Source organism: Pseudomonas sp. LBUM1657 (assembly GCF_059716075.1).
This window is the reverse complement of record NZ_CP166799.1, coordinates 1455801-1476609: the sequence shown is the minus strand read 5'-3', so window position 1 is coordinate 1476609 and position 20809 is coordinate 1455801. Positions and strand designations below refer to the sequence as shown.

General features: G+C 59.4%; 24 protein-coding genes. 7 read left to right on the top strand and 17 right to left on the bottom strand.

Translation table 11 applies throughout. The features are described from left to right. Positions 1-102: 102 nt before the first annotated feature. Positions 103-243, bottom strand: a complete 141-nt coding sequence (locus ACA055_RS06670) for a hypothetical protein (protein WP_497682908.1) — start codon at positions 241-243, stop codon at positions 103-105. Between the two features lie 180 nt (positions 244-423). On the opposite strand from ACA055_RS06670, the gene ACA055_RS06665 reads away from it, so the two are divergent. Then, entirely contained in the window at positions 424-834 is a 411-nt protein-coding gene (locus ACA055_RS06665) for a low affinity iron permease family protein (protein WP_497682907.1), read from the top strand. 66 nt (positions 835-900) lie between these two features. Here the strand turns inward: ACA055_RS06665 and ACA055_RS06660 are convergent, their stop codons facing one another. The 5 genes from ACA055_RS06660 to ACA055_RS06640 form a co-directional block, all read right to left on the bottom strand. Then, on the bottom strand, positions 901-1404 hold the full coding sequence (locus ACA055_RS06660; protein WP_497682906.1) for a DUF4142 domain-containing protein: 504 nt from the start codon (positions 1402-1404) through the stop codon (positions 901-903). 75 nt (positions 1405-1479) lie between these two features. After that, entirely contained in the window at positions 1480-1638 is a 159-nt protein-coding gene (locus tag ACA055_RS06655; protein ID WP_429529210.1) for a KGG domain-containing protein, read from the bottom strand. Positions 1639-1754: 116 nt separating this feature from the next. After that, positions 1755-3104, bottom strand: a complete 1350-nt coding sequence (locus ACA055_RS06650) for a sensor domain-containing protein (RefSeq protein ID WP_497682905.1) — start codon at positions 3102-3104, stop codon at positions 1755-1757. A gap of 85 nt (positions 3105-3189) precedes the next feature. Beyond that, positions 3190-3828: a LysE family translocator gene (locus ACA055_RS06645; protein WP_497682904.1), complete on the bottom strand. Its 639-nt coding sequence runs from the start codon at positions 3826-3828 to the stop codon at positions 3190-3192. Between the two features lie 115 nt (positions 3829-3943). Beyond that, complete coding sequence (locus ACA055_RS06640; protein ID WP_497682903.1) at positions 3944-4843, bottom strand: LysR substrate-binding domain-containing protein; 900 nt, start codon at positions 4841-4843, stop codon at positions 3944-3946. Positions 4844-4920: 77 nt separating this feature from the next. Between ACA055_RS06640 and ACA055_RS06635 the strand changes: the two genes are divergently transcribed. Then, on the top strand, positions 4921-5409 hold the full coding sequence (locus ACA055_RS06635) for a DMT family transporter (protein WP_497682902.1): 489 nt from the start codon (positions 4921-4923) through the stop codon (positions 5407-5409). Between the two features lie 210 nt (positions 5410-5619). Here the strand turns inward: ACA055_RS06635 and ACA055_RS06630 are convergent, their stop codons facing one another. The 4 genes from ACA055_RS06630 to ACA055_RS06615 all read right to left on the bottom strand — a co-directional run bounded on the left by ACA055_RS06630 (position 5620) and on the right by ACA055_RS06615 (position 10404). Next, positions 5620-6951: an MFS transporter gene (locus ACA055_RS06630; protein ID WP_497682901.1), complete on the bottom strand. Its 1332-nt coding sequence runs from the start codon at positions 6949-6951 to the stop codon at positions 5620-5622. A 187-nt stretch (positions 6952-7138) separates the two neighbouring features. Further along, a complete protein-coding gene (locus ACA055_RS06625; protein ID WP_497682900.1) occupies positions 7139-8065 on the bottom strand; it encodes a hydroxymethylglutaryl-CoA lyase in 927 nt (308 codons plus the stop codon). Beyond that, positions 8062-9255 (bottom strand): CaiB/BaiF CoA transferase family protein, encoded by a 1194-nt coding sequence (locus ACA055_RS06620; RefSeq protein ID WP_497682899.1) that lies wholly within the window; start codon positions 9253-9255, stop codon positions 8062-8064. The genes ACA055_RS06625 and ACA055_RS06620 overlap by 4 nt, the downstream gene beginning before the upstream one ends. Positions 9256-9495: 240 nt before the next feature. Next, positions 9496-10404, bottom strand: a complete 909-nt coding sequence (locus ACA055_RS06615; protein ID WP_497682898.1) for a LysR family transcriptional regulator — start codon at positions 10402-10404, stop codon at positions 9496-9498. Between the two features lie 239 nt (positions 10405-10643). Here ACA055_RS06615 and ACA055_RS06610 point away from each other — a divergent pair, with 239 nt between their 5' ends. Further along, positions 10644-11879, top strand: coding sequence for an aminotransferase class I/II-fold pyridoxal phosphate-dependent enzyme (locus ACA055_RS06610; protein WP_497684366.1), 1236 nt, complete (start codon positions 10644-10646; stop codon positions 11877-11879). Positions 11880-11895: 16 nt separating this feature from the next. After that, complete coding sequence (locus ACA055_RS06605; protein ID WP_497682897.1) at positions 11896-13062, top strand: MFS transporter; 1167 nt, start codon at positions 11896-11898, stop codon at positions 13060-13062. Here ACA055_RS06605 and yiaY read toward each other — a convergent pair. Further along, on the bottom strand, positions 13059-14207 hold the full coding sequence (gene yiaY / locus ACA055_RS06600) for an L-threonine dehydrogenase (RefSeq protein ID WP_497682896.1): 1149 nt from the start codon (positions 14205-14207) through the stop codon (positions 13059-13061). The two genes, ACA055_RS06605 and yiaY, sit on opposite strands and share 4 nt — an antisense overlap. Before the next feature lie 156 nt (positions 14208-14363). Here yiaY and ACA055_RS06595 point away from each other — a divergent pair, with 156 nt between their 5' ends. Continuing rightward, positions 14364-15383, top strand: a complete 1020-nt coding sequence (locus ACA055_RS06595) for a DUF4917 family protein (protein ID WP_497682895.1) — start codon at positions 14364-14366, stop codon at positions 15381-15383. A 110-nt stretch (positions 15384-15493) separates the two neighbouring features. Here the strand turns inward: ACA055_RS06595 and ACA055_RS06590 are convergent, their stop codons facing one another. Next, on the bottom strand, positions 15494-16036 hold the full coding sequence (locus ACA055_RS06590) for a helix-turn-helix domain-containing protein (protein WP_497682894.1): 543 nt from the start codon (positions 16034-16036) through the stop codon (positions 15494-15496). Positions 16037-16195: 159 nt separating this feature from the next. Here ACA055_RS06590 and ACA055_RS06585 point away from each other — a divergent pair, with 159 nt between their 5' ends. Both ACA055_RS06585 and ACA055_RS06580 read left to right on the top strand, forming a co-directional pair. Continuing rightward, positions 16196-16978, top strand: a complete 783-nt coding sequence (locus ACA055_RS06585; RefSeq protein ID WP_497682893.1) for an aldolase — start codon at positions 16196-16198, stop codon at positions 16976-16978. Between the two features lie 29 nt (positions 16979-17007). Then, positions 17008-17895, top strand: a complete 888-nt coding sequence (locus tag ACA055_RS06580) for a dihydrodipicolinate synthase family protein (RefSeq protein ID WP_497682892.1) — start codon at positions 17008-17010, stop codon at positions 17893-17895. Between the two features lie 135 nt (positions 17896-18030). Here ACA055_RS06580 and ACA055_RS06575 read toward each other — a convergent pair whose 3' ends face one another. The 5 genes from ACA055_RS06575 to ACA055_RS06555 all read right to left on the bottom strand — a co-directional run bounded on the left by ACA055_RS06575 (position 18031) and on the right by ACA055_RS06555 (position 20767). Further along, complete coding sequence (locus ACA055_RS06575; RefSeq protein WP_497682891.1) at positions 18031-18552, bottom strand: hypothetical protein; 522 nt, start codon at positions 18550-18552, stop codon at positions 18031-18033. Further along, positions 18552-19196, bottom strand: a complete 645-nt coding sequence (locus tag ACA055_RS06570; RefSeq protein WP_497682890.1) for a hypothetical protein — start codon at positions 19194-19196, stop codon at positions 18552-18554. The genes ACA055_RS06575 and ACA055_RS06570 overlap by 1 nt, the downstream gene beginning before the upstream one ends. Positions 19197-19347: 151 nt before the next feature. Continuing rightward, positions 19348-19692, bottom strand: a complete 345-nt coding sequence (locus tag ACA055_RS06565; protein ID WP_497682889.1) for a YegP family protein — start codon at positions 19690-19692, stop codon at positions 19348-19350. Between the two features lie 173 nt (positions 19693-19865). Continuing rightward, positions 19866-20171: a ribbon-helix-helix domain-containing protein gene (locus tag ACA055_RS06560; RefSeq protein WP_226298756.1), complete on the bottom strand. Its 306-nt coding sequence runs from the start codon at positions 20169-20171 to the stop codon at positions 19866-19868. A gap of 14 nt (positions 20172-20185) precedes the next feature. Further along, complete coding sequence (locus tag ACA055_RS06555; RefSeq protein WP_497682888.1) at positions 20186-20767, bottom strand: DJ-1/PfpI family protein; 582 nt, start codon at positions 20765-20767, stop codon at positions 20186-20188. Between the last annotated feature and the right edge of the window lie 42 nt (positions 20768-20809).

Sequence of the window (20809 nt, the reverse complement as noted above, 5' to 3'; positions counted from 1 at the left end):
ACAAACCGTCACAAAGATAGATTCACGGCAAAGAATCAGAAACCAATCGGCGCCCCTCGCAAATTGGGGCGCCGACCACTCAATAACCCGCGTTCACGACCACTACTTATCTCCCTTCTCCTGCATCTGCACCGAAGACTTGGTGCCATCCGTATTGTCCTTGGTTTCGTTATCCGAATTGTCGAAGCAGCCTTGCAGCGTGAAAAAGCAGCAGCAAAGGCAAAGTGTGCGGGCAAGGTTCATGTCGTTCTCCGGGTGCTCAGGGGCTTGATGTAGTGACCCGCCCCCGCCGAGTTGGTGCCATTGATCGCACCTGTCGCGACGAGCGTGGATGGCCCGCCGAGGCGATTTGAAATGTAAGCAGAATTTTCATCATGCCCGCGCTGTCACAAAATCAGGCGCATCTCTAGAAGGAACACGGCAATGAAATTCGCAAAAATCTCGCAGAAGCTCGCTCTGTGGGCAGGGAGTCCCAAGACGTTTATGAGCGCGTTGATTCTGATTGGTCTGTGGGGTCTGAGTGGGCCGATTTTTGGTTACAACGATACCTGGCAACTGATTATCAACACCTCGACCACCATCATCACCTTCCTGATGGTGTTTTTGATCCAGAATACGCAGAACCGCGATACCGACATTCTGCATCTGAAAATCGATGAACTGCTGCGGGTTAACAAGGAGGCGAGGAACGCGATGTTGGGCCTCGAATTGCTGGATCTCAAGCAGCTGGAAGCCTTGCGCAAACATTATCGCGCCATGGGCGAAAATGAAGTGTTCGAACTTGAAGGCCTCGTATCCAAGGGCAAGCACAAACAAAAGTGGGATGAATGCTGAGCCATAAAAAACGGCGCGTAACCTGAGTTACGCGCCGTTTTCATTGCACACCGTTAAACGCTTGGTCTAGCGACTGGCTTGCAGTTCCCTGGCCATTTGCAGGTGGTTCTGCAGTTTGGGCAGGTTTTCTTCAGCGAAGGCTTTGATTTCCGGCACATCTGTCGTTTGCGCTACCTGTTGAAGCTGTTCGATGGCTTCCTGGGTGGTTTTGATCTGGCTGGCCGTGTAGGCCTGGTCGAAGGTTTCGTCGTCCTTTACCTCAGGCATCAAAGCTTTGGCCTTGTCGACCACTTCTTCCCGTGGGGCCACCGGCAAATCGAGCTGTTTGGCGATTTTCGCCAGATGCTGGTTGGCGGTGGTGCGGTCGTTGATAACGACGATGGTGTAATCCTTGACCTGTTTGGATTCGGATTTCTGGTGCGCCAGGCGACTGGCTTCGATTTCGGCCATGCCTTTGGCCGATGCATCGTTGATGAATTCGGCGGGCGACTGGGCAAAGGCACTGCTGGCGCACAGGCCCAGTAACATGGCAAAACTGGCATTGCGTAATCGGGTGGCCATCCGGCTCATGGTCGCGCCCTCCTTAAAATAAAATTCAAACGGGAGCTTTCGCTCCCGCCTCTCGATCAAAACTACCTGCACCCACTACTTGGATTTCTGACCACCTTTGCGGCCCATATCGGGTTTTGCTGGGTCTTTATCGACAGTCGTGGTGGTAGTTTTCCCACCTTTGCGACCTGTTTCCGACGCCTTCGTTCGATCGTTGGCGAAGTTTCCCGAGTTCGAGTTTCTTGAATTAGGCATGATTCTCTACCTCTTGGTGATGATCGCGGCGAGCAGGAGCCCGCATAGAATCTGAATTTCGATCCCTGCAAAGGTTTAGAAAAATTAGGATCGCCACGACGAACGGTGGCGAACGCTCAGACCCCGAGTCGCAGGTGATGCTGGCGTTTGGCGGTGTACATCGCCTCATCGGCGTGTCTGAACAACTGGTTTTCTTCGGTACCGTGTTCGGGGTAACGCGCAACGCCAATACTTGGCTGGATATGCAGGCTGTGCCCGTCCAGGCGCAGAGGCTGAGCCAAAACCTGACGGATTTTTCCCGCCACGCTATCGGCATCTTCCGACGAATGGATGCTGTGTAACAACACCACAAACTCATCCCCGCCGATACGCGCCACGGTGTCGGTTTCGCGCACGCAGCCCTTGAGCCGATTAGCGACCGCTTGCAGCAGCATGTCGCCGACCGCATGGCCGTGGGTGTCGTTGACTTGTTTGAAGCGGTCGAGGTCGACGTAGAGCAGCGCCATATGGCCGCTTTGCGCACGAGCCAGCGTCAGCGAGGCTTTGAGCCGGTCACGCAGTAGCTCGCGATTGGGAAGTTGCGTCAGCTGGTCGTACTGCGCCATGCGTTGCAGGCGCGCGTGCAATTGCTTGCGCTCGATCGCGGTCGCGACTTGTGCGCAGACATACTGCAGCAGTTCCTTGTCCTGTTCGGTGTAGCGTTCACCGCCGGCAACGCTTTTAACGATCAGCGCGCCGATGGTGCCGTTTTGCGAGTTCAATGGCACACCCAGCCAGCAGGGTGAATGCTGGCCCGCGACCAGCAATTCGAACCCGGCCGGCGGATTGTCCTGATCCGGGGTGAGCAGAATAGGCTGGCCGCTGCGAATCACTTCGGCACACAGACGTCCGGTGACCGTCCCGGGCTGCTCCGGTTGCGGCTCATGGTCGTCGACGTGATAGGGAAAATTCAGTTGTGCGCAGTGTTCGTCATATAACGCGACGGAAAAATTCAGGGCCGGTAGCCATTCACCGATGATCAGGTGGATGCGTTTGAACAGTGCCAGTAAATCTTCCGCGGCGTGGGCGGCTTCGGAGATCGCATACAGCGCCGCTTGCCGGGACTCGGCCTGCTTGCGTTCGGTGATGTCGCGGGCCACGGCGATACGCAACTGATCGACCTCCGACCAGCGCGCCGACCAGAGGATGTGCACCACCTGGCCGTCCTTGCGCAGGTATCGGTTTTCGAAGTTGAGCTTGGGCTCGCCCCCCATGATTTCCCGTGCGGCGTCGAGGGTGCGCTGGCGATCGGCGGGGTGCACCAGATCGATCATGGGCTGGCCGATCAGTTCGTCCGGTGTGTAACCGAAAACGCGCTCGCAGGCCGCGCTGACAAAGACGAAGCGACCTTGCTTGTCGACCGCACACACGGCGTCCAGCAACAGATCGATGTAACTCGCCAACGGTGCGGAATTTCTGGTGGCCATAGTGCGGTGAGCGTGTCCGGACAATGCAGCAATAAAAAACCATCCCTGACCGACCCGTACAACCGACGCATCCTTGCAATCAGCCTCAAGCCTTGTTCGTCACCAACCCTGGCAAAGCATGCGCCAGGGCGTTGATGGCGAAACCGATGAACATGACGCCACACAGCCGGGTGATCGCCAGCTCATGCCGTTGATACAACGTGCGCACCTGCCGCGCCCCCACAATGCCAATGAGGATAGCGTAGGCCATAAGGCCGCCGACAAAGCTCAGGACGATCAGCCAGGGCAACATTGACCAATGCAACAATTCCGCGCGACTGGACAACAGCGCGGTAAAGGTTGCCACCGCCACGGGATAAGCCTTCGGATTGGTCAGGCCAAACAGGATGCCGTGCCAGAACGGCTGCCGCGCCGGGCCCTGAGGCGCCTCGGCACTGCTGCGTTTAGCCCGTATTGCGCGCAAACCAAGCCAGAACAAATACAGCCCGCTTATGACACCCAACACATCGAATGCGGTGCTGCCGATTTCCCGAGCACCGACAATCGCGATCAGCGCCGTGCTGCACCAGACCACGTCCCCCAGCAAATGCCCGCAAAGAAACCCCGCCCCGGCCCGCCGACCACGGGCCGCGCCGATCCCGAACACTGCCAGCACACCCGGCCCCGGTGTAATGCCATAAATGAAGCCCGAGGCGAGAACGGCCATTAGCAGCGATGGGGTCATTGGAGGTCCTTTTTAACGACTGGGTGAAAGCACGCAAGTCTATCTCAGCTCCCCGGACATAGGCCTACTGATCGTCGAACAACTTCATCCCCGCATACGGCCGTTGCCGACAGCTCTATCCCCTCCCAATCCGCCCATTCAACCAGTTCAACGCCTGATCCCCGCCCCGCCGTTTATGCCAGGCCAACACAAAGTTGAACGAAGGAATGTGGAACGGCGGCGGGACCACGATCAATGACGGCTCGTCAATGTTGCGCAAACCTCGGGAAGCGACGGTGAGGATCAGGTCGGTGCCGCTGATGAGTTCCGGGGCGACGCTCCAGTGAGGCAGGCTGATGGCGACGCGGCGGCGTTCGCGCAGGGCTGTCAGGGCCCGTTCGATTTCCGGGGTGCCGCTGCCGCGCATTTCCAGCAGGACGTGGGGGCGGGCCAGGTACGTCGGCAGGTCGAGGACGCCATCGGCGGACAGGCTGTTGCGGTCCACCAGACAGGCGTAGTGCTCTTCGAATAAAGGCGTGCTGCGCAACTCGTGGGGCAACTCCGGAAATACCCCCGCCGCGATATCGATATCGCCGTTGAGGATACCGTCCAACATGCCCTCGCGACTGGCGTGGCTGATTTGCAGGTCGATGCCCGGTGCTTCACGGCGCAACGTACGGATCAGCCCCGGCAAGACGATTGCCGCGCCGTAATCGGACATCGCCAGGCGGAACGTGCGCTTGGCGGTCGCCGGATCAAAGGTATTCGGCGCCAGCAGCGATTGCACCTGGGCGAGGGCTTCGGCCAAGGGTGAAATCAATTCCAGCGCTCGCGGTGTGGGTACGAGACTGGCGCCAGCGCGCACCAGCAATGGATCATTGAGCAGGTCGCGCAAACGCGCCAGCGCATGACTAACGGCCGGTTGACTCAGGTGCAAGCGCTCGGCCGCACGGGTCACGTGTTGCTCGCTGAGCAAGGCGTCGAGGATCACCAGCAAGTTAAGGTCGATGCGCCGTAGATCATTCATCTGATGCATGTTCTGGATAGCAATTCGGAATTTAAATCTGCGCGACGAATACTCTAGAGTCCAGCAAAACCTGTTGGAGAACGATCATGAGTACATTGCATTGGGCCGGCCTGTTGTTGCTGGCCGTGATTGCCGGGGCGGTGGTGCCTTTTCAAAGCGCGATCAACGCCAACCTCACGCGTGGGTTGGGCCATCCGTTGTGGGCGACCCTGGCGTCGTTGCTGGTGAGTATTCTGGTGTTGCTGCCGATCATGTTGGCGATGCGACTGCCGCTGCCGTCACTGGACTTCATCACGAAGGCGCCGTTGTGGATGTGGGCAGGCGGGGCGTTCGGGGTGTGTTTTATTTCGTTGGCGCTGATGCTGTTGCCCAAGCTGGGGGCCTCGGGGTTTATTGCGCTGGCGTTAGCGGGGCAAGTGGTTGCATCGCTAGTGTTGGATCACTTCGGGTTGTTTGGGTTGGTGGAGCGGCAGATGACGATGCCGCGGGTATTTGGGGCTTTGTTGTTAGTGGCAGGCGTGGTGCTGATTCAGTTCAGTGCCACACCGGCCAAGACTTTGGTGACGATGGGTTGAGGTACAACCGACAGTGCTTTGGCGAGTGTCAGTCCGTCTTCGCGAGCAAGCCCGCTCCCACACTGGATCTTCAGTGCAACACAGATCCAATGTGGGAGCGGGCTTGCTCGCGAAAGCGGTCTGTCCAGCGCCACAGATTCAGATCACAGCCTTCGCCAGCCCCTGCAGGGATGCGTGGTCGATGCAGGAGCTGGCGGAGCCCGCGAACCTTTAGAACTTGTCGAGGGTGCGCAGCTTCTGCGGCAACCCCCACATCAGCAGCGCAACGGCGATCAGCGCGCAGATGCCAATGACGTACAGCGCCGGTGTGGTGCTGCCGGTCAGGTCTTTGATCCGGCCGACCATCACCGGGCTGACGATGCCGCCGAACTGGCCGAGGGTGTTGATCACCGCGATTCCGCCTGCCGCCCCTGCACCTGCCCCGGCCAGCAGTTTCGGTGGCAAGGTCCAGAAGCTCGGGATGGACGCGATGATGCCGGCACCGAGCAAGCCCAGGGCGACGATCAGGAAGGTCGTGTGGGTGGCGAAGATCCCCGCGCAGAAGAACCCTACCGCGCCCACCGCAACCAGGCCGGCGACAAACTTGCGTCGCTCGCCGGTCGAGTCCGACAACCGCCCGATCACTACCATACTGATCGCACCGCAGATGTAGGGAATCGCCGTCAGCAAACCAATCATCACCGGGCTCTCGGTACCGGCGCTGCGGATCAGCTGCGGTGCCCAGAAATTCAAGCCGTAGGACGCGACCTGAATCAGGAAGTAGATCAGCCCGAGCGTCAGGAAACCCGGGATGCGCAGCGCGGCGAGCAACGAGCCGCCACTCTTGTGCGGTTCATGGTGCGCGATACGGCTGGCCAGCAGCGTCTTCTCCGACGGCGTCAGCCAATGGGCATCTTCGATGCGGTCCTTGAGCAACGTCAGCACCAGCAAACCGAGGCCGATGCAGGGCACACCGCCGAGCAGAAACAGCCAGTGCCAGCCGCGCATGTCCATAAAGCCGTCGAGGTGTTGCAGCACCAGCCCGGAGAACGGTGCCCCGACCAGGCCGGCAAACGCCGACGCGAGAAACAGCATTGAGGTGATACGCCCACGATAGTGCTGCGGGAACCACAGCGTCAGGTAATACAGCACGCCCGGGGCGAAACCCGCTTCCATCGCGCCGATCACGAAGCGCAGCGCGTAGAACTGCCATTCGCTGTTGACGAAGACCATGGCGGCCGTCGCAAGGCCCCAGGACATCATGATCCGGGCGATCCAGCGCCGCGCGCCGACCTTGTACAGCATCATGTTGCTGGGCACTTCGAAGATCACATAGCCGACCACGAACAGGCCGGCGCCGAGGCCGTAAGCGGTGTCGCTCAGGCTCAGGTCAGTCTGCAGCTGGAACTTGGCGAAGCTGATGTTGATGCGGTCAAAAAACGCGAACAGGTAGCAGACCATGATCAGCGGCATCAACCGCCAGGCAACTTTGCTGACCAGGGCTTTTTCTTCGTCGTGGTTAACGGACGGGCTCGCGCCCGCCTCCAGTACATTAAGGCTCATAGTGTTTCTCCAGGCGGACTTCCCGTGGGGTGTCCGATTGTTTTTGTTGTCTGGTTGAGATGATCGTTGTGAATGTTTTTATTGTGGGAGCGAGCTTGTTCGCGAAGGCGGTCTGACATTCATCAATGATGTCGACTGACACTCCGTCTTCGCGAGCAAGCCCGCTCCCACACGGTGTTCGGTGTGGTCAGGAAGGGCTCGGGTGCAGATCGCAATTGCGTCCGGCTTTGGCCAGCTGGCCGGGGACTTCATGGCCCAGCAGCGTAGGCAGTCCTCGGGACAACTTCAGCAACAGCGGCAAATCGATGCCGGTGTGAATGCCGATTTCATCGCACAGGTTGACCAGGTCTTCGGTGCAGATATTGCCCGAGGCACCCGGTGCAAACGGACACCCACCGAGCCCGCCCAGCGCCGCGTCGAAGCGTCGGGCACCGGCCTCGTAGGCGGCCAGCACGTTGCACAGACCGAGGCCGCGAGTGTTGTGGAAATGCAGGGTCAGGTCCGCTGGCGAAACCCGCTGCAACACCCTTCGCACCAGCCGATCAACCTGTCGCGGATTGGCCATGCCGGTGGTGTCGGCCAAGGTGATGCCTTGAATCCCGAGTTCCTGATAGGCCTCGACAATCTCTAGCACGCGGTCCTCATCGATCTTGCCTTCGAACGGGCAACCGAAGGTGGTGGCGATGCTGCCGTTGAGTCGCACCTGAGTACCGCGGGTGAATTGTACGATCTCGCCGAACGCCGCCAGCGAGGCTTCGCAACGCATGCGCATGTTTGCCAGATTGTGGGTCTGGCTGGCGGACATCACCAGGTTCAGCTCGTCGGCCCCCGTCGCCAGCGCCCGTTGCGCGCCTTTCAGGTTGGGGATCAACGCAACGTAGATCACCCCCGGTTGCCGGGCGATGCCTTTGAACACCAGCTCACCATCGCGCAGCGCCGGAATGGCTTTGGGCGACACGAACGAACCCGCTTCGATGCGACTGAAACCGGCCAGCGACAGCTGGTCGATCAGGGCAATTTTGTCGACGGTTTCGACCCAGGTCGGCTCGATCTGCAAGCCGTCACGGGGGGAGACTTCCTGAACGATCAGGGTCTGGGAGTAATCAGTGATCATTGCACTACCCCTTCGGTTTTCAGCCGTTCGATGTCCGAACCGGTCAGGCCCAGCTCCGCGAGAATACTGTCGGTGTGCTGGCCCAACGCAGGTCCCGACCAGTTCACCCCGCCGGGGGTTTCGGAGAGTTTTGGCACGATGCCCGGCATCTTCACTGTGGTGCCGCCGGGCAGGTCGGCACTGAGCAGCATGTCCCGCGCCTGATAGTGCGGATCGGCGACGATGTCGGCCACGGAATAGATGCGCCCGGCCGGCACTTCGGCGGCTTCCAGCGCTGCCAGCACGTCGTCGATCGGCAGGCTGCTGGTCCAGTGAGTGATGGCCGCGTCGAGCACATTGCTCTTGGCGGCGCGACCGTCGTTATGGGCAAATTCCGGGGCTTCGGCCAAGTCACTGCGACCGATCACTTCCATCAAACGCTTGTAAATCGGATCACTATTACCGGCGATCACCACGTAAGCGCCATCGGCGGTCAGGTAAGTGTTGGAGGGGGCGATACCCGGCAATGCGCCGCCGCTGCGTTCACGAACATGGCCGAGCAGGTCGTATTCCGGCACCAGGCTTTCCATGACATTGAACACGCTTTCGGCCAACGACACGTCGACCACTTGTCCACCACCCTGGCCGGTCTTGACCCGCAACAGCGACATCAGCGCACCGATCACCGCGTGCAGCGAAGCGAGGGAATCGCCGAGGCTGACGCCGACCCGGGCCGGTGGCGAACCGGGGGTGCCGGTGGTGTAGCGAATCCCGCCCATGGCTTCGCCGATGGCGCCGAAACCCGGACGATCGCGGTACGGGCCGGTCTGGCCATAACCGGAAATCCGTACCAGGGTCAGGTTGGGATTGAGGGCGTGCAACACGTCCCAGCCCAGACCGAGTTTCTCCAAGGCACCCGGGCGCAGGTTCTCGATCAGCACATCGGCGCTGGTCGCCAGTTGCTTGACCAGCTCGATGCCTTCGGCGGATTTCAGATTCAGCGCCAGGGACTTCTTGTTTCGCGATTGCAGGTACCACCACAGCGAAGTGCCTTCGTGCAGTTTGCGCCACTTGCGCAGGGGATCGCCCTGGCCCATGGCTTCGATCTTGATCACCTCGGCGCCAAACTCGGCGAGCATACGGGCGGCGAACGGCGCGGCTATCAGTGTGCCGATCTCGATCACCTTGATTGCACTCAGGGGGGCAGTCATCGCGGGGTACCTCTGTTGTTCTTGGAATATGAGAAGGCTAGAGGACCGGTGGCTAAGGAATCCAACCTTCAGTTGGCAACGGGCGTTCGCGAAATGCGAACGGCCGGTGGGAGAATGGGCGCGGCCTCAGGTCAGTCATCGCGGGCAAGCCCGCTCCCACACTGGATCTTCAGTGCAACACAGATCCAATGTGGGAGCGGGCTTGCTCGCGAAGAGGCCGGCCCATTCAATCGAGAATAATCAGACCTGACCACGCAACTGCTCAAACAACATCCGGCTCACCGGCGACAACGCCGCTTCATCGCGCACCACCAGAATCAGCGCACGATCAGACCAGTCATCGGTCAACGGCACCGCATGCAAACCCAGCGCCCGGCCAAACAGTTCATAGGCCTTTTGCGGCAGGATGCCGATGCCCATGTTGGCCTGGACCATCCGGCACATGGCGTCGAAGCCTGGTACATGAATGCGCAACCGCAACACCTTGCCAGCCTTGCGCGCCGCGGCGTGGGTGCGCATGTTGATCGAACTGGCGGAATGCAGGCCGACGTAATCGCTGTCCAGCGTGTCGGCAAAGGCCAGGCTGGATCGAATCGCCAGCGGATGATTGGCGGGCATCAGCACCACCAGTTTGTCCTGTCGGTAAAGCACGCTGTGCAAACCCTTGGCGTCACTGTCGATGGAGCAGATGCCCAAGTCCGCCACGCCATCGAGCACCCCCTGAATCACCCCGCTGCTGGGACGTTCTTCGAGGTCGGTCTTGACCTGGGGATGACGCTCGGAAAAATCCCGCAGATCTTCAGGCAGAAACTGAATGATCGCCGACAGGTTGGCGAGCATTCGCACATAACCGCGAATGCCGTGGCTGTGTTCGCCGAGCTCAAGGCCCATTTTCTCGACGTTGAACAACATCTGCCGGGCATGGTGCAACAGGGTTTCACCGGCCGGCGTCAGGGTCATGCCCTTGGCCTGGCGCACGAACAGACTGATGCCGAACGCTTCTTCCAACTCCATCAGCCGCTTGCTTGCCGCCGACACCGCGATCGCTTCGCGGGTGGCGGCCCGGGTCAATGTGCCCTCTTCGTGGACGGCCACGAACAGTTGCAACGTGATCAGGTCGAGGCGGCGGATCAAGCTTTTTTGCAGCATGGGAGGGCTCGATGACTGGGGGTCGATTGAATCGGCAGGATAGCCCGGTTTCTACAAGACCTGGCAAAGCAAATACCCCACAACGCCACAAGCATCGCCCTACACACATATCTCTTGTAACACTCAGCCTTACCAGAAACAGCCGATTCAAGACCCGCACCGTACGCTGTAAAGTCTGGCAACACACACGGATTGCTACACACCAATGGAACGCTTCACTCAGGGAAAGACATTTACAGATGGATCAGACAACGTGCGCTGCAAACACCTACACCAACTATCGCAAAGTCATCTCGCTGGCCGACCACGACTGGGAGACCGCTGAAACCGGAAAAATCGCCGGCCTCAATGTCGAGATCAAAAGCGCAAACCGGATGGCCGACCAATACGGACGTGCATTCCATCACTTCTGCACCACCTCATACCTGGGACTGGATCATCATCCCGCTCTTCTTGACGGTGCCATGAACACCTTGTGGGAAATCGGCTCGCTGCGTATTCCAAACTCGAAGAACCGCTGCAAACTGGCGATTCTTGAACAGTACGAAACTGAATTGTCCGCGTTGTTCGAGGCCAGTTGCCTCAGCACGTTGTCGTGCAGCGCAGCCAGTGCCGGGATTCTGCCTTTGTTGGCCAGCGGCGTGTTCACGCAGAACCGTCCGCCCGTGATGGCTTTCGACAGGCTGGCGCATTACTCGATGAACCACCTCAAAGCCGCCTGCGCAGATGAAACCCGGGTAGTGACGTGCCCCCACAACGACATGGCTTACCTTGAATACTTGTGTAAAAAACACGCCAGAGTTGCCTATGTTGCCGACGGTGCCTACAGCATGGGTGGCGTCGCCGACATCGACAGCTTGCTGTATCTCAAACAGCGTTATGGGCTGTTTCTCTATCTGGATGATTCCCACGCGCTTTCCGCGGTAGGAAATTCCGGCGCCGGACTTGTCCGCCCCCGACTGCGCGCACTGGACGAAGACACCTTGATCGTTGCCTCGCTGGCCAAATCATTCGGCGCCAGTGGCGGGCTTGTCATGTTGGGCTGCGAGCGGCAGAAAAAACTCGTTGAACGTTACGGAGGTCCCAGCAACTGGTCGCAAAGCCTCAACAGTGCGGCCATCGGCGCTGGCAGAGCCTCCATACAGCTGCATCGCACACCGGAATTTGCTGCGTTGCAGGAAAAACTTCAGGCTAATATCCGGCTCTTTGACAGCCTCATACGAACCGAACAACACAACAGCAACATGGCCATTCGGCTGATCAGCTGCGGCAAGGCAACGCTTGCCAACCGCATCGCCATCGAACTGGCCAACCAGGGTTTCTTCACGTCGGCGGTGTTTTTCCCGGTGGTCGCGCAAGGCAAGGCGGCTATCAGAATCACCTTGCGTGCCGATATGGAACCGGTGCTAATTCGCCACTTTTGTGAACTCACCACCGAACTTTTACGCACACACGGCCAGGACGTCGGCTGCTGAAATCCAGGAAGATTCAATGAAAAGCAGCACCACCCTCCTCGTCACCTGCAGCACGGTTTTTCTCGCCCAATTGGGCATGAGCATTTACCTGCCGGCACTGCCGGAAATGGCCAGGGATCTGTCCGCCAACGCGTCGCAGGTGTCATGGGGGCTGGCGGTGTATCTGATTGGCATGGCGTTGCCGATGTTGTTCTGGGGCAGCCTCGGCCAGCGCATCGGCCGTAAGCCGGTGTTGCTCGCGGCGCTTGGTATCTATGGGGTGGGCAACCTCGCGCTGCCACTGGGCCAGACGCTTGAATCATTCCTGGTTTTTCGCCTGGTTCAGGGAATTGGTGCCAGTGGAGTTTCAGTCATGGCCCGGGTGTTGATTCGCGACAGTTTCCGTGGTGACCTGCTGGCTAAGGCGTTGTCCTGGATATCGATTTCCTTTGTGGTGGCGCTGGGTATCGGCCAGTACCTGGGATCGCTCATTCAGATAGCGCTGGGCTGGCCGGCGATCTTTTACGGGTTGGGGGGTGTGAGCCTGTTGATGGCAATGGTCGTGGCGCGAATCACGTTCCCGCTGCTGGTCGAGGAGCATGTTCAGTCGGCCGCCTGGCCGAGCTACTGGCGCATTCTGCGGCATCGAGCCTTTCTGTTACCGGCCCTCACCGGTGGCCTTGGTTACGGGGTGATCGTCGCGTTCAACACCGCGGCGCCGCTGATTCTGCAAGGGCCGTTCAACTGGTCGGCAGTGGAATACGGTTTATTGGGCTGGCCCATCAGCGCTGCATATTTTCTGGGGGCATTGGCGGTCAATGGTTTGGTGCTGCGCACCGGTCAACGCGGGTTGATGACCGCAGGCGTGGGGTTGGTGCTGGCCGGCAGCACAGTCATGTTATTGGGTAGCGCCGCTGGCACTTCGATCGCGTTGCTGTTCTGGTTGCCCTATTGCGGTGCGGTGTTCGGCCAGTCTCTGAACTACCCCATCAGCCTGTCCCTGGCCAACGACGGTTCGCCCGTCGGCGGTGCTTACGCCATGGCGTTGAGCGGTTTCATTCACCAACTGATGGCCGCGGCCATTGGTGGGGTGGCCAGCTTGATAGCCAGCCACCAGGCCTGGCCCTTGTCGCTGTTATGCACCTTGCTGGCGGTGGGCGCGATGCTGTGCGTGATGCTCGCGCCGGGTCGTAGTACCGATTAAAACGCGTTGCGAAAAATCTCCTCGATTTGCCGCTGATCCGCCCGCCGTGGATTAGTCAGGCCACACGCATCTTTCAAGGCGTTGGTGGCGAGGATCGGGATGTCGTTGAGCTTGGCGCCGAGCTCACGCAAACCGGCGGGAATTTCCACGTCTTTGGACAGGCTGCGGATCGCCGCGATGGCCGCTTGGGCGCCCTTTTCCGGGCTGAACCCGCGGATGTCGGCGCCCATGGCAAGTGCCACGTCGCACAGGCGATCGGCGCAAACCAGGGCATTGAAGCTCTGCACGTGGGGCAGCAGCACGGCGTTGCACACGCCATGGGGCAAGTCATAGAAACCGCCCAACTGGTGGGCCATGGCATGAACGAAACCCAGGGACGCATTGTTGAACGCCATGCCCGCGAGGAACTGCGCGTAAGCCATGTTTTCCCGTGCAGACATGTCGCCGCCGTCGCGCACGGCCAAGCGCAGGTTGTTGCTGATCAAAGTAATGGCCTTCAGCGCGCAGGCATCGGTGATTGGATTGGCAGCGGTGGACACGTAGGCTTCGATGGCGTGGGTCAGCGCGTCCATGCCGGTGGCAGCGGTCAGGCTGTTGGGCATGGCGACCATCAGCGCCGGGTCGTTGACCGACAGCAGCGGCGTGACATTGCGGTCGACGATGGCCATTTTCACGTGCCGCGATTCGTCGGTGATGATGCAGAAACGGGTCATCTCGCTGGCGGTGCCGGCAGTGGTGTTGATGGCGATCAGCGGCAATTGCGGCTTGGTCGATTGATCGACGCCTTCGTAGTCACGAATCTGCCCGCCGTTGGTCGCGCACAAGGCGATGCCCTTGGCGCAGTCGTGGGGCGAACCGCCACCCAGGGACACCACGAAATCACAGCGACTTTCCTTGAGCAGGCCCAGTCCAAGCTCGACGTTGGCAATGCTCGGGTTCGGTTTGGCGCCATCGAAGATCACCGAGTCGATGTCCTGCATCGCCAGTTTCTCGGCAATCATCTTCGCTACACCCGCCTTGGCCAGTCCAGCATCGGTGACGATCAGTGCCTTGCGAAAACCGTACTTGCCGATCGCGTCCATGGCTTCGTCCAGGCAGCCGATGCCCATGATGTTCACGGCGGGGATGAAAAACGTGCTGCTCATGAGCGGATCTCCTGACGGGAGCCGAATCAGCGGTGCCGATCCAGCGGGTACCCACAGGATCGACCCATCAGTCGTGCGGTAACTTGATCTGGCTCAAGTCCGTGTCGTGATAAAGTCGCCGCCCATCAGACCTTTTGCTTTGAGACGACGAACGCAATGACCGATTTCCAGGATGTCGATGCCCAACTTGAAGACTGGAACGCCTTGCGCACCACCGCTTCGTTCAGCGGCCTGCTGGTCGGTAACGGCGCCAGCCGCGCGGTGTGGGACGACTTCGGCTACGACTCGCTGTTCGAAAACGCCCGCACCGTCGAAGAGAAACCCTTGAGCCAGTCCGAGCTGAGCGTGTTCGACGCCATGCAGACGCGCAGTTTCGAGCAGGTGCTCAGCGCGCTGAAAATCACCAGTCGCGTGAACAAAGCCATGGCCGTCAGCTCCGCGGCCCCGCGCAATCGCTACTACGCGATCAAGGAAGCGCTGATCAACACCGTGCACGCAGTGCATATTCCGTGGCGGCTGGTTGAAGCGCCGACCCTGGCGACAATCAATCAGGAACTCGGCTGCTACCGGACGGTGTTTACCACCAACTATGACCTGCTCAACTATTGGGCGATCCAGCATAAGCCTGACGCGATCACCGACCTGTTCCACGGCGCCGAACCCAGCTTCGACCTGAGCGCCACGGCGACCGATAAAACCCGGCTGCTGTACCTGCACGGTGGCCTGCATCTGGTACGCAATCAGGACGGCACGGCGCGCAAACTGATGTCGACCGAGGGCACGTTGCTTGGCAGTTTCGCCATCAACAACACGATCAAGACCCTCGACGACGTGCCACTGTTCGTCAACGAAGGTCCGGCCCAGGACAAGCTCAAGACCATTCGCAGCTCGGATTACCTGTCGTTCTGCTACGACCAGTTATTGGGTCATGGCGATGGGTTGTGCCTCTTTGGTCATGCGCTGGGCGATCAGGACAGTCACATCATCCATGCCTTGCGCCTGGCGAAACCGAAGACGGTGGCGATCTCGATTTACCCGCGCAGCAAGGCGTTCATCCAGCATCAGAAGCGGCATTACGCGAAGGTGTTTGAGGGAACGGGGGTTGAGTTGCGGTTTTTTGATTCGAAGACGCATGCGTTGGGAGCCCCGAAGCTCACTGTTCCTGTCGAGGTTTAGCGGCGACGGGGCTGACGTCTTCGCGAGCAAGCCCGCCCCCACAGGGGATTTTCAGCGCGACAAAGATCCAATGTGGCAGCGGGTTTGCTCGCGAAGCTTTTGCAGTCAACTCACTCTTCCGCGCTATGGACCACCACCAGCAACTGCGCCTGAACCTCCCCCACTGACCGAATCCGGTGGGGTTTCTGCGCATTGAAATGCAGCGCATCCCCACGATTGAGCAGCACTCGCTCGTTCATGAAGTCCACTTCCACCTGCCCTTCGTGGACGAACAAAAACTCTTCCCCCAAGTGTTCCTTGAAGGCTTTGTCGGTGAACTCCTTCGGCGGATAAATGATGAACGGCAGCAAACTGCGCTCACTGACCTGATGGGCCAGCACTGCATAGCCGGGACTCTGGTCATTGGCGGCCAGGGACTGGCGTTCGTCACTGCGCACCAGGCTGTAGCTGTCGAGGCCGACATTGTCTTCGGAGAACAACTCCTCGACCTTCACGTTCAACGCCTTGGCCAGTTTCAGCGCAGCCGCGATCGACGGCGTGTTCAGCCCACGCTCGACTTTTGACAGATAACTCTTGGTCATGCCGGACTTTTCGGCCAAGCCTTCCAGCGTCACGCCAAGTTTTTTCCTGAGTAATTTCAAACGGATAGACATTTAGAGCGATTAATCCATCAATGAGGCGACGATTCGCGCTTGCCAATGACACCTTGTGTCATATAGTCTTTTTTGTGTCATTTGCATTCACCCAAGACCTTGCGAGCAACAGGTGACCGGCAAACCTGACGCCTGTTGTACGAACCAGAGGACACCGATATGGCGAAGACATTAGCACTACCCAAAGACCAACTGGTCAAGCAAGCGCTGACCCAGATGCAAAACACCCTGGCGGATAATACGTGGACCGATCGGCAAAAGCTGGCCCTGACTTGCCGCATTCTGTTCGAGAACGGCCACGACTCCGGCCTGGCGGGGCAAATCACCGCCCGCGGCCCGCAGCCCGGCACCTACTACACTCAACAATTGGGCCTGGGTTTCGACGAGATCACGGCCAGCAATCTGCTGCTGGTCAACGAAGACCTGGAAGTACTTGAAGGCCACGGCATGCCCAACCCGGCCAACCGCTTCCACAGTTGGGTGTACCGCGCCCGGCCGGATGTGAACTGCATCATTCACACGCACCCGACCCACATCGCGGCCCTATCGATGCTCGAAGTGCCGCTGCAGATTTCCCACATGGACCTCTGCCCGCTCTATGACGACTGCGCATTTCTCGAAGGCTGGCCAGGTGTGCCAGTCGGTAATGAAGAAGGCGATCTGATTGCCGGCGCCTTGGGTGACAAACGCGCGGTCCTGCTTTCTCACCATGGCCAATTGTCCACCGGCACCACCATCGAGGAAGCGTGTGTCATTGCGCAACTGATCGAGCGCGCCGCGAAACTGCAACTGCTGGCGATGAGCGCCGGGACCATCAAGCCGATCCTCCCGGAGCTGGGCCGTGAAGCCCACGACTGGATTGCCAGGCCAAAACGTCACGCCGCCGCTTTCAACTACTACGCTCGGCAAAACCTGCGTCAACACGCCGATTGCCTGAACTGAACCCACTCATTCCTTATAGGAGAGACAGCATGTCTACCCCAACCATTCACGGCATCATCGGTTACACCATCACCCCTTTCACCGCCAATGGCGAAGGCGTTGATCTCGACGCGCTCGGGCAATCCATCGACCGACTGATCGACAGCGGCGTGCACTCCATTGCGCCCTTGGGCAGCACCGGCGAAGGCGCTTACCTGAGCGACGCGGAATGGGATCAGGTCAGCGAATTCAGCATCAAACATGTGGCCAAACGCGTACCGACCATCGTCAGCGTGTCCGACCTGACCACCGCCAAGGCAGTGCGCCGCGCACGTTTCGCCGAAGCCCACGGCGCCGACGTGGTGATGGTGCTGCCGACGTCCTACTGGAAACTCAGCGAAGCGGAAATCCTCGCTCACTACCGCGCCATCGGCGACAGCATCGGCGTGCCGGTCATGCTCTACAACAACCCGGCCACCAGCGGCACCGACATGTCGGTGGACTTGATCCTGCGGATCGTCAACTCCGTAGAGAACGTGACCATGGTCAAGGAGAGCACAGGCGACATCCAGCGCATGCACCAACTGCAACGGCTCAGCGAAGGTCAGGTGCCGTTCTACAACGGCTGCAATCCATTGGCGCTGGAAGCCTTTGCGGCAGGTGCGAAAGGCTGGTGCACGGCGGCGCCGAACCTGATCCCGCAGCTCAACCTCGATCTGTACGAAGCGGTATTGGCCAACGATTTGAGCAAGGCCCGTGAACTGTTCTACCGCCAGTTGCCGTTGCTGGACTTCATTCTCAAGGGTGGCTTGCCGGCGACCATCAAGGCCGGCTTGCGTTTGACCGGGCTGGAAGTGGGTGATCCACGCTTGCCGGTGTTTCCGTTGGGCGAGGCTGGTTGCAGCCAGCTGCAAACGTTGATCAGCGCATTACGTTAAGGCGAAAATTCAAGCTCGATGCGGAACCTGTGGGAGCGGGCTTGCTCGCGAAGAGGGAGTGTCAGTAGGCGAAGTTGTCGCCTGGCACCCCGCTTTCGCGAGCAAGCCCGCTCCCACATTTTTTATCCGCGACAGTTACAGTTTTGCTGCTTTTTTCATCGCTTCACGGTGGAACGGCTGATCCTTCAATACCTGCGCAATAAAGGTGTCTGCAATCAACTGCACGTGCTCGAACTGACCACCGGATGAGTTGAACGCGCCGCGCCAGGATTCGCTGTGGTTGCGCACGGTATAGACACCCAGCACCTCTTTGCCATGGCTGAGGCTGAAGATCACCGTACTGTCCCAACTCACTGGCACCGGAACCAGAAACAGCGTGAAGGCACTCAAGAACAGCTGCGGCTGCAACCCGCCGATGTCGCTGTTGGCAATCACCAGCACGTTATAGCCGTCTTCGCTTCGACCAGCCTTTACCTCGTCAAACGTACCGCGACGGCGCAGTTCGTCGCGCAGCATCCAGCTCGGCAGTCCGAGGACGCTGACGTTGATTGCCGGCAGTTGCTGGTTGTAATCAACCTCGGGGGCCTTGAGCGTATGGGTGGCCTGACAGCCGCCGAGCAGCAGGGTCAGCCATAGAAACAGTACCTTGACGCGCATTAAAGTTTTCCTGAAAGCATGGATTTGTAAACGGACGCACTCGCTCCGCTCTCTTCGCGGATAAAGGGTGTTGCCGTGTACAGGTTTGGCAGGTCCAGCCGTTGCAGACCCGGTACTTGTGGGTATTTCGCCCGAACCAACGCCGCGTCGCGCTCAAGGTGATCGCTGTGCAGAAAGAGGCACGTGGAGTCTCCGGGGGTCACGCAGCCGGCGCGGAAATCACCGATGTAGTAAGCCTTGCCGGCCTCAATCTGGAGGGGAATGGTGAAATCTTCGCGGCTCCAGGACACCGAAGACCCGCGATCGAAGCGCAGGTTGTAGAGCTCGTAACGTCCGGGTTTGAGTGGCATGACGAACAGTGTGCCGATGCCGCGCCCGGTCTCGCGTACGTCTCGCGGCGTGCGGGCATAAAACTCGTTGTGCAGACGCGCCGTGGCAAAGTTGTCGCTGCCACGCTGGCGAATCATCAGCATTTGTTCCTGGGCGGTGTTGACTGCCTTGGGCCAGATACCGACCACGCCCACCAGATACGCCACGCCGGAATCGGCTGTTGGGGTGAGTTCGTCGTCGATGTGAATCGGGGACATGCTGTGGCAACCGCTCAGGCAGAGCAGCAGCGTCAGTAGGGCAAAGCAACGGAGCATGGGAAGGAATTCTCTTCGGTGAATACGTCACGAAAGAGGTCTTGGGCAACCACTTCCATGTAGTGGCCGCGGAGAATAATCGAAATGATGGCACTTGGCCAGAATTCGGTCGCCAATGATTTGGCGACCGCTTAAGAAGGGGCGTTCAGATTCAAAGTACCGGCAAAGTCTTGTCCTTGATCACTTTGCTCGGGCCGTTCGCCTTCACACTGGCGATGCCTTTTTCCATTGCAGCCGCCGAGGCGTATGACTCGCTGCTGCCGATCACTTCGTGGTTACCCGCCTTGAGGTTGAAGTAGGGGTGACCATCCTTGGTGGTTTTCTTCTCGTAGCGCTCATCCAGCGGGCTGTTGGTCTGGACCGAAGCGATGCCGTTGTCGGCGGCGCTGCGGGAGGTGTACAGCTCGCTGGTCAGAATGGTTTCGGCGTTGGCGGCCTTCAGCACAAACCGGAACTGACCGCTGCTGCTTTTACTCACTTCGTACCATCCGGACATGCTCGTTCTCCTTGGCAATTGAGAGGTTTCGCGCTTCAGAGTAAAGACCACCCTACTGTTTCTGTCGCCTGTGCCCGCGCCTTCGCGAGCAAGCCCGCTCCCACAACGGAACGCATTCCAATGTGAGAGCGGGCTTGCTCGCGAAGAGGCCGGTCGGGTTAACACAAACCTGTCTACTTCACCGCCGCACGCACCACCGACAACTCCGGCGTCTGCACCCGTCGCTGGCTCAAATACCGGGTACAACTCACCCGCAAGAACGAAGCAAAATTCACCACTTCGCCGCGGTAATCCATCACCTCTTCATACAACTTGGCGATCAACTGGTTGGTGGTCATGCCGTCGACCTCGGCGATTTCGCTGAGGATGTCCCAGAACTGATTCTCCAGCCGCAGGGTGGTCACCACCCCGCAGATGCGCAGCGAGCGGGAGCGCGATTCGTAGAGAATCGGATCGGCTTTGACGTAGAGCTCGCACATGGACAGGTCCCTCGTTACAGCGTGATTTTGGTGCCCAGCAATCCAAGGAAACCGGCCAGCCAGCTCGGGTGGGCCGGCCAGGCTGGAGCCGTGGCCAGATTGCCTTGAACGTGACCTTGCGTCACCGGGATATCGATGAACGTACCGCCCGCCAGACGCACTTCCGGGGCGCAGGCCGGGTAGGCGCTGCACTCGCGACCTTCGAGAATGCCCGCGGCTGCCAGCAATTGCGCACCGTGGCACACGGCGGCGATCGGTTTGCCGGCCTTGTCGAATGCTCGCACTAACTCCAGGACTTTTTCGTTCAGCCGCAGGTACTCAGGTGCCCGACCGCCCGGCACCAGCAGCGCGTCGTAGTCCGCGGCATCGACGTTGGCGAAATCGAAGTTCAGGGCAAACAGGTGGCCAGGTTTTTCGCTATAGGTCTGGTCGCCTTCAAAGTCATGGATTGCCGTGCGCACGGTCTGGCCAGCGGTCTTGTCCGGGCAAACGGCGTGCACCGTGTGACCCACCATCAGCAGTGCCTGAAACGGCACCATCACTTCGTAGTCTTCGACGTAATCGCCGACCAGCATCAGAATTTTTTTAGCTGCCATGGGGAGGACTCCTCTGGGAAATACGTGGGCATGCAGGAGTAT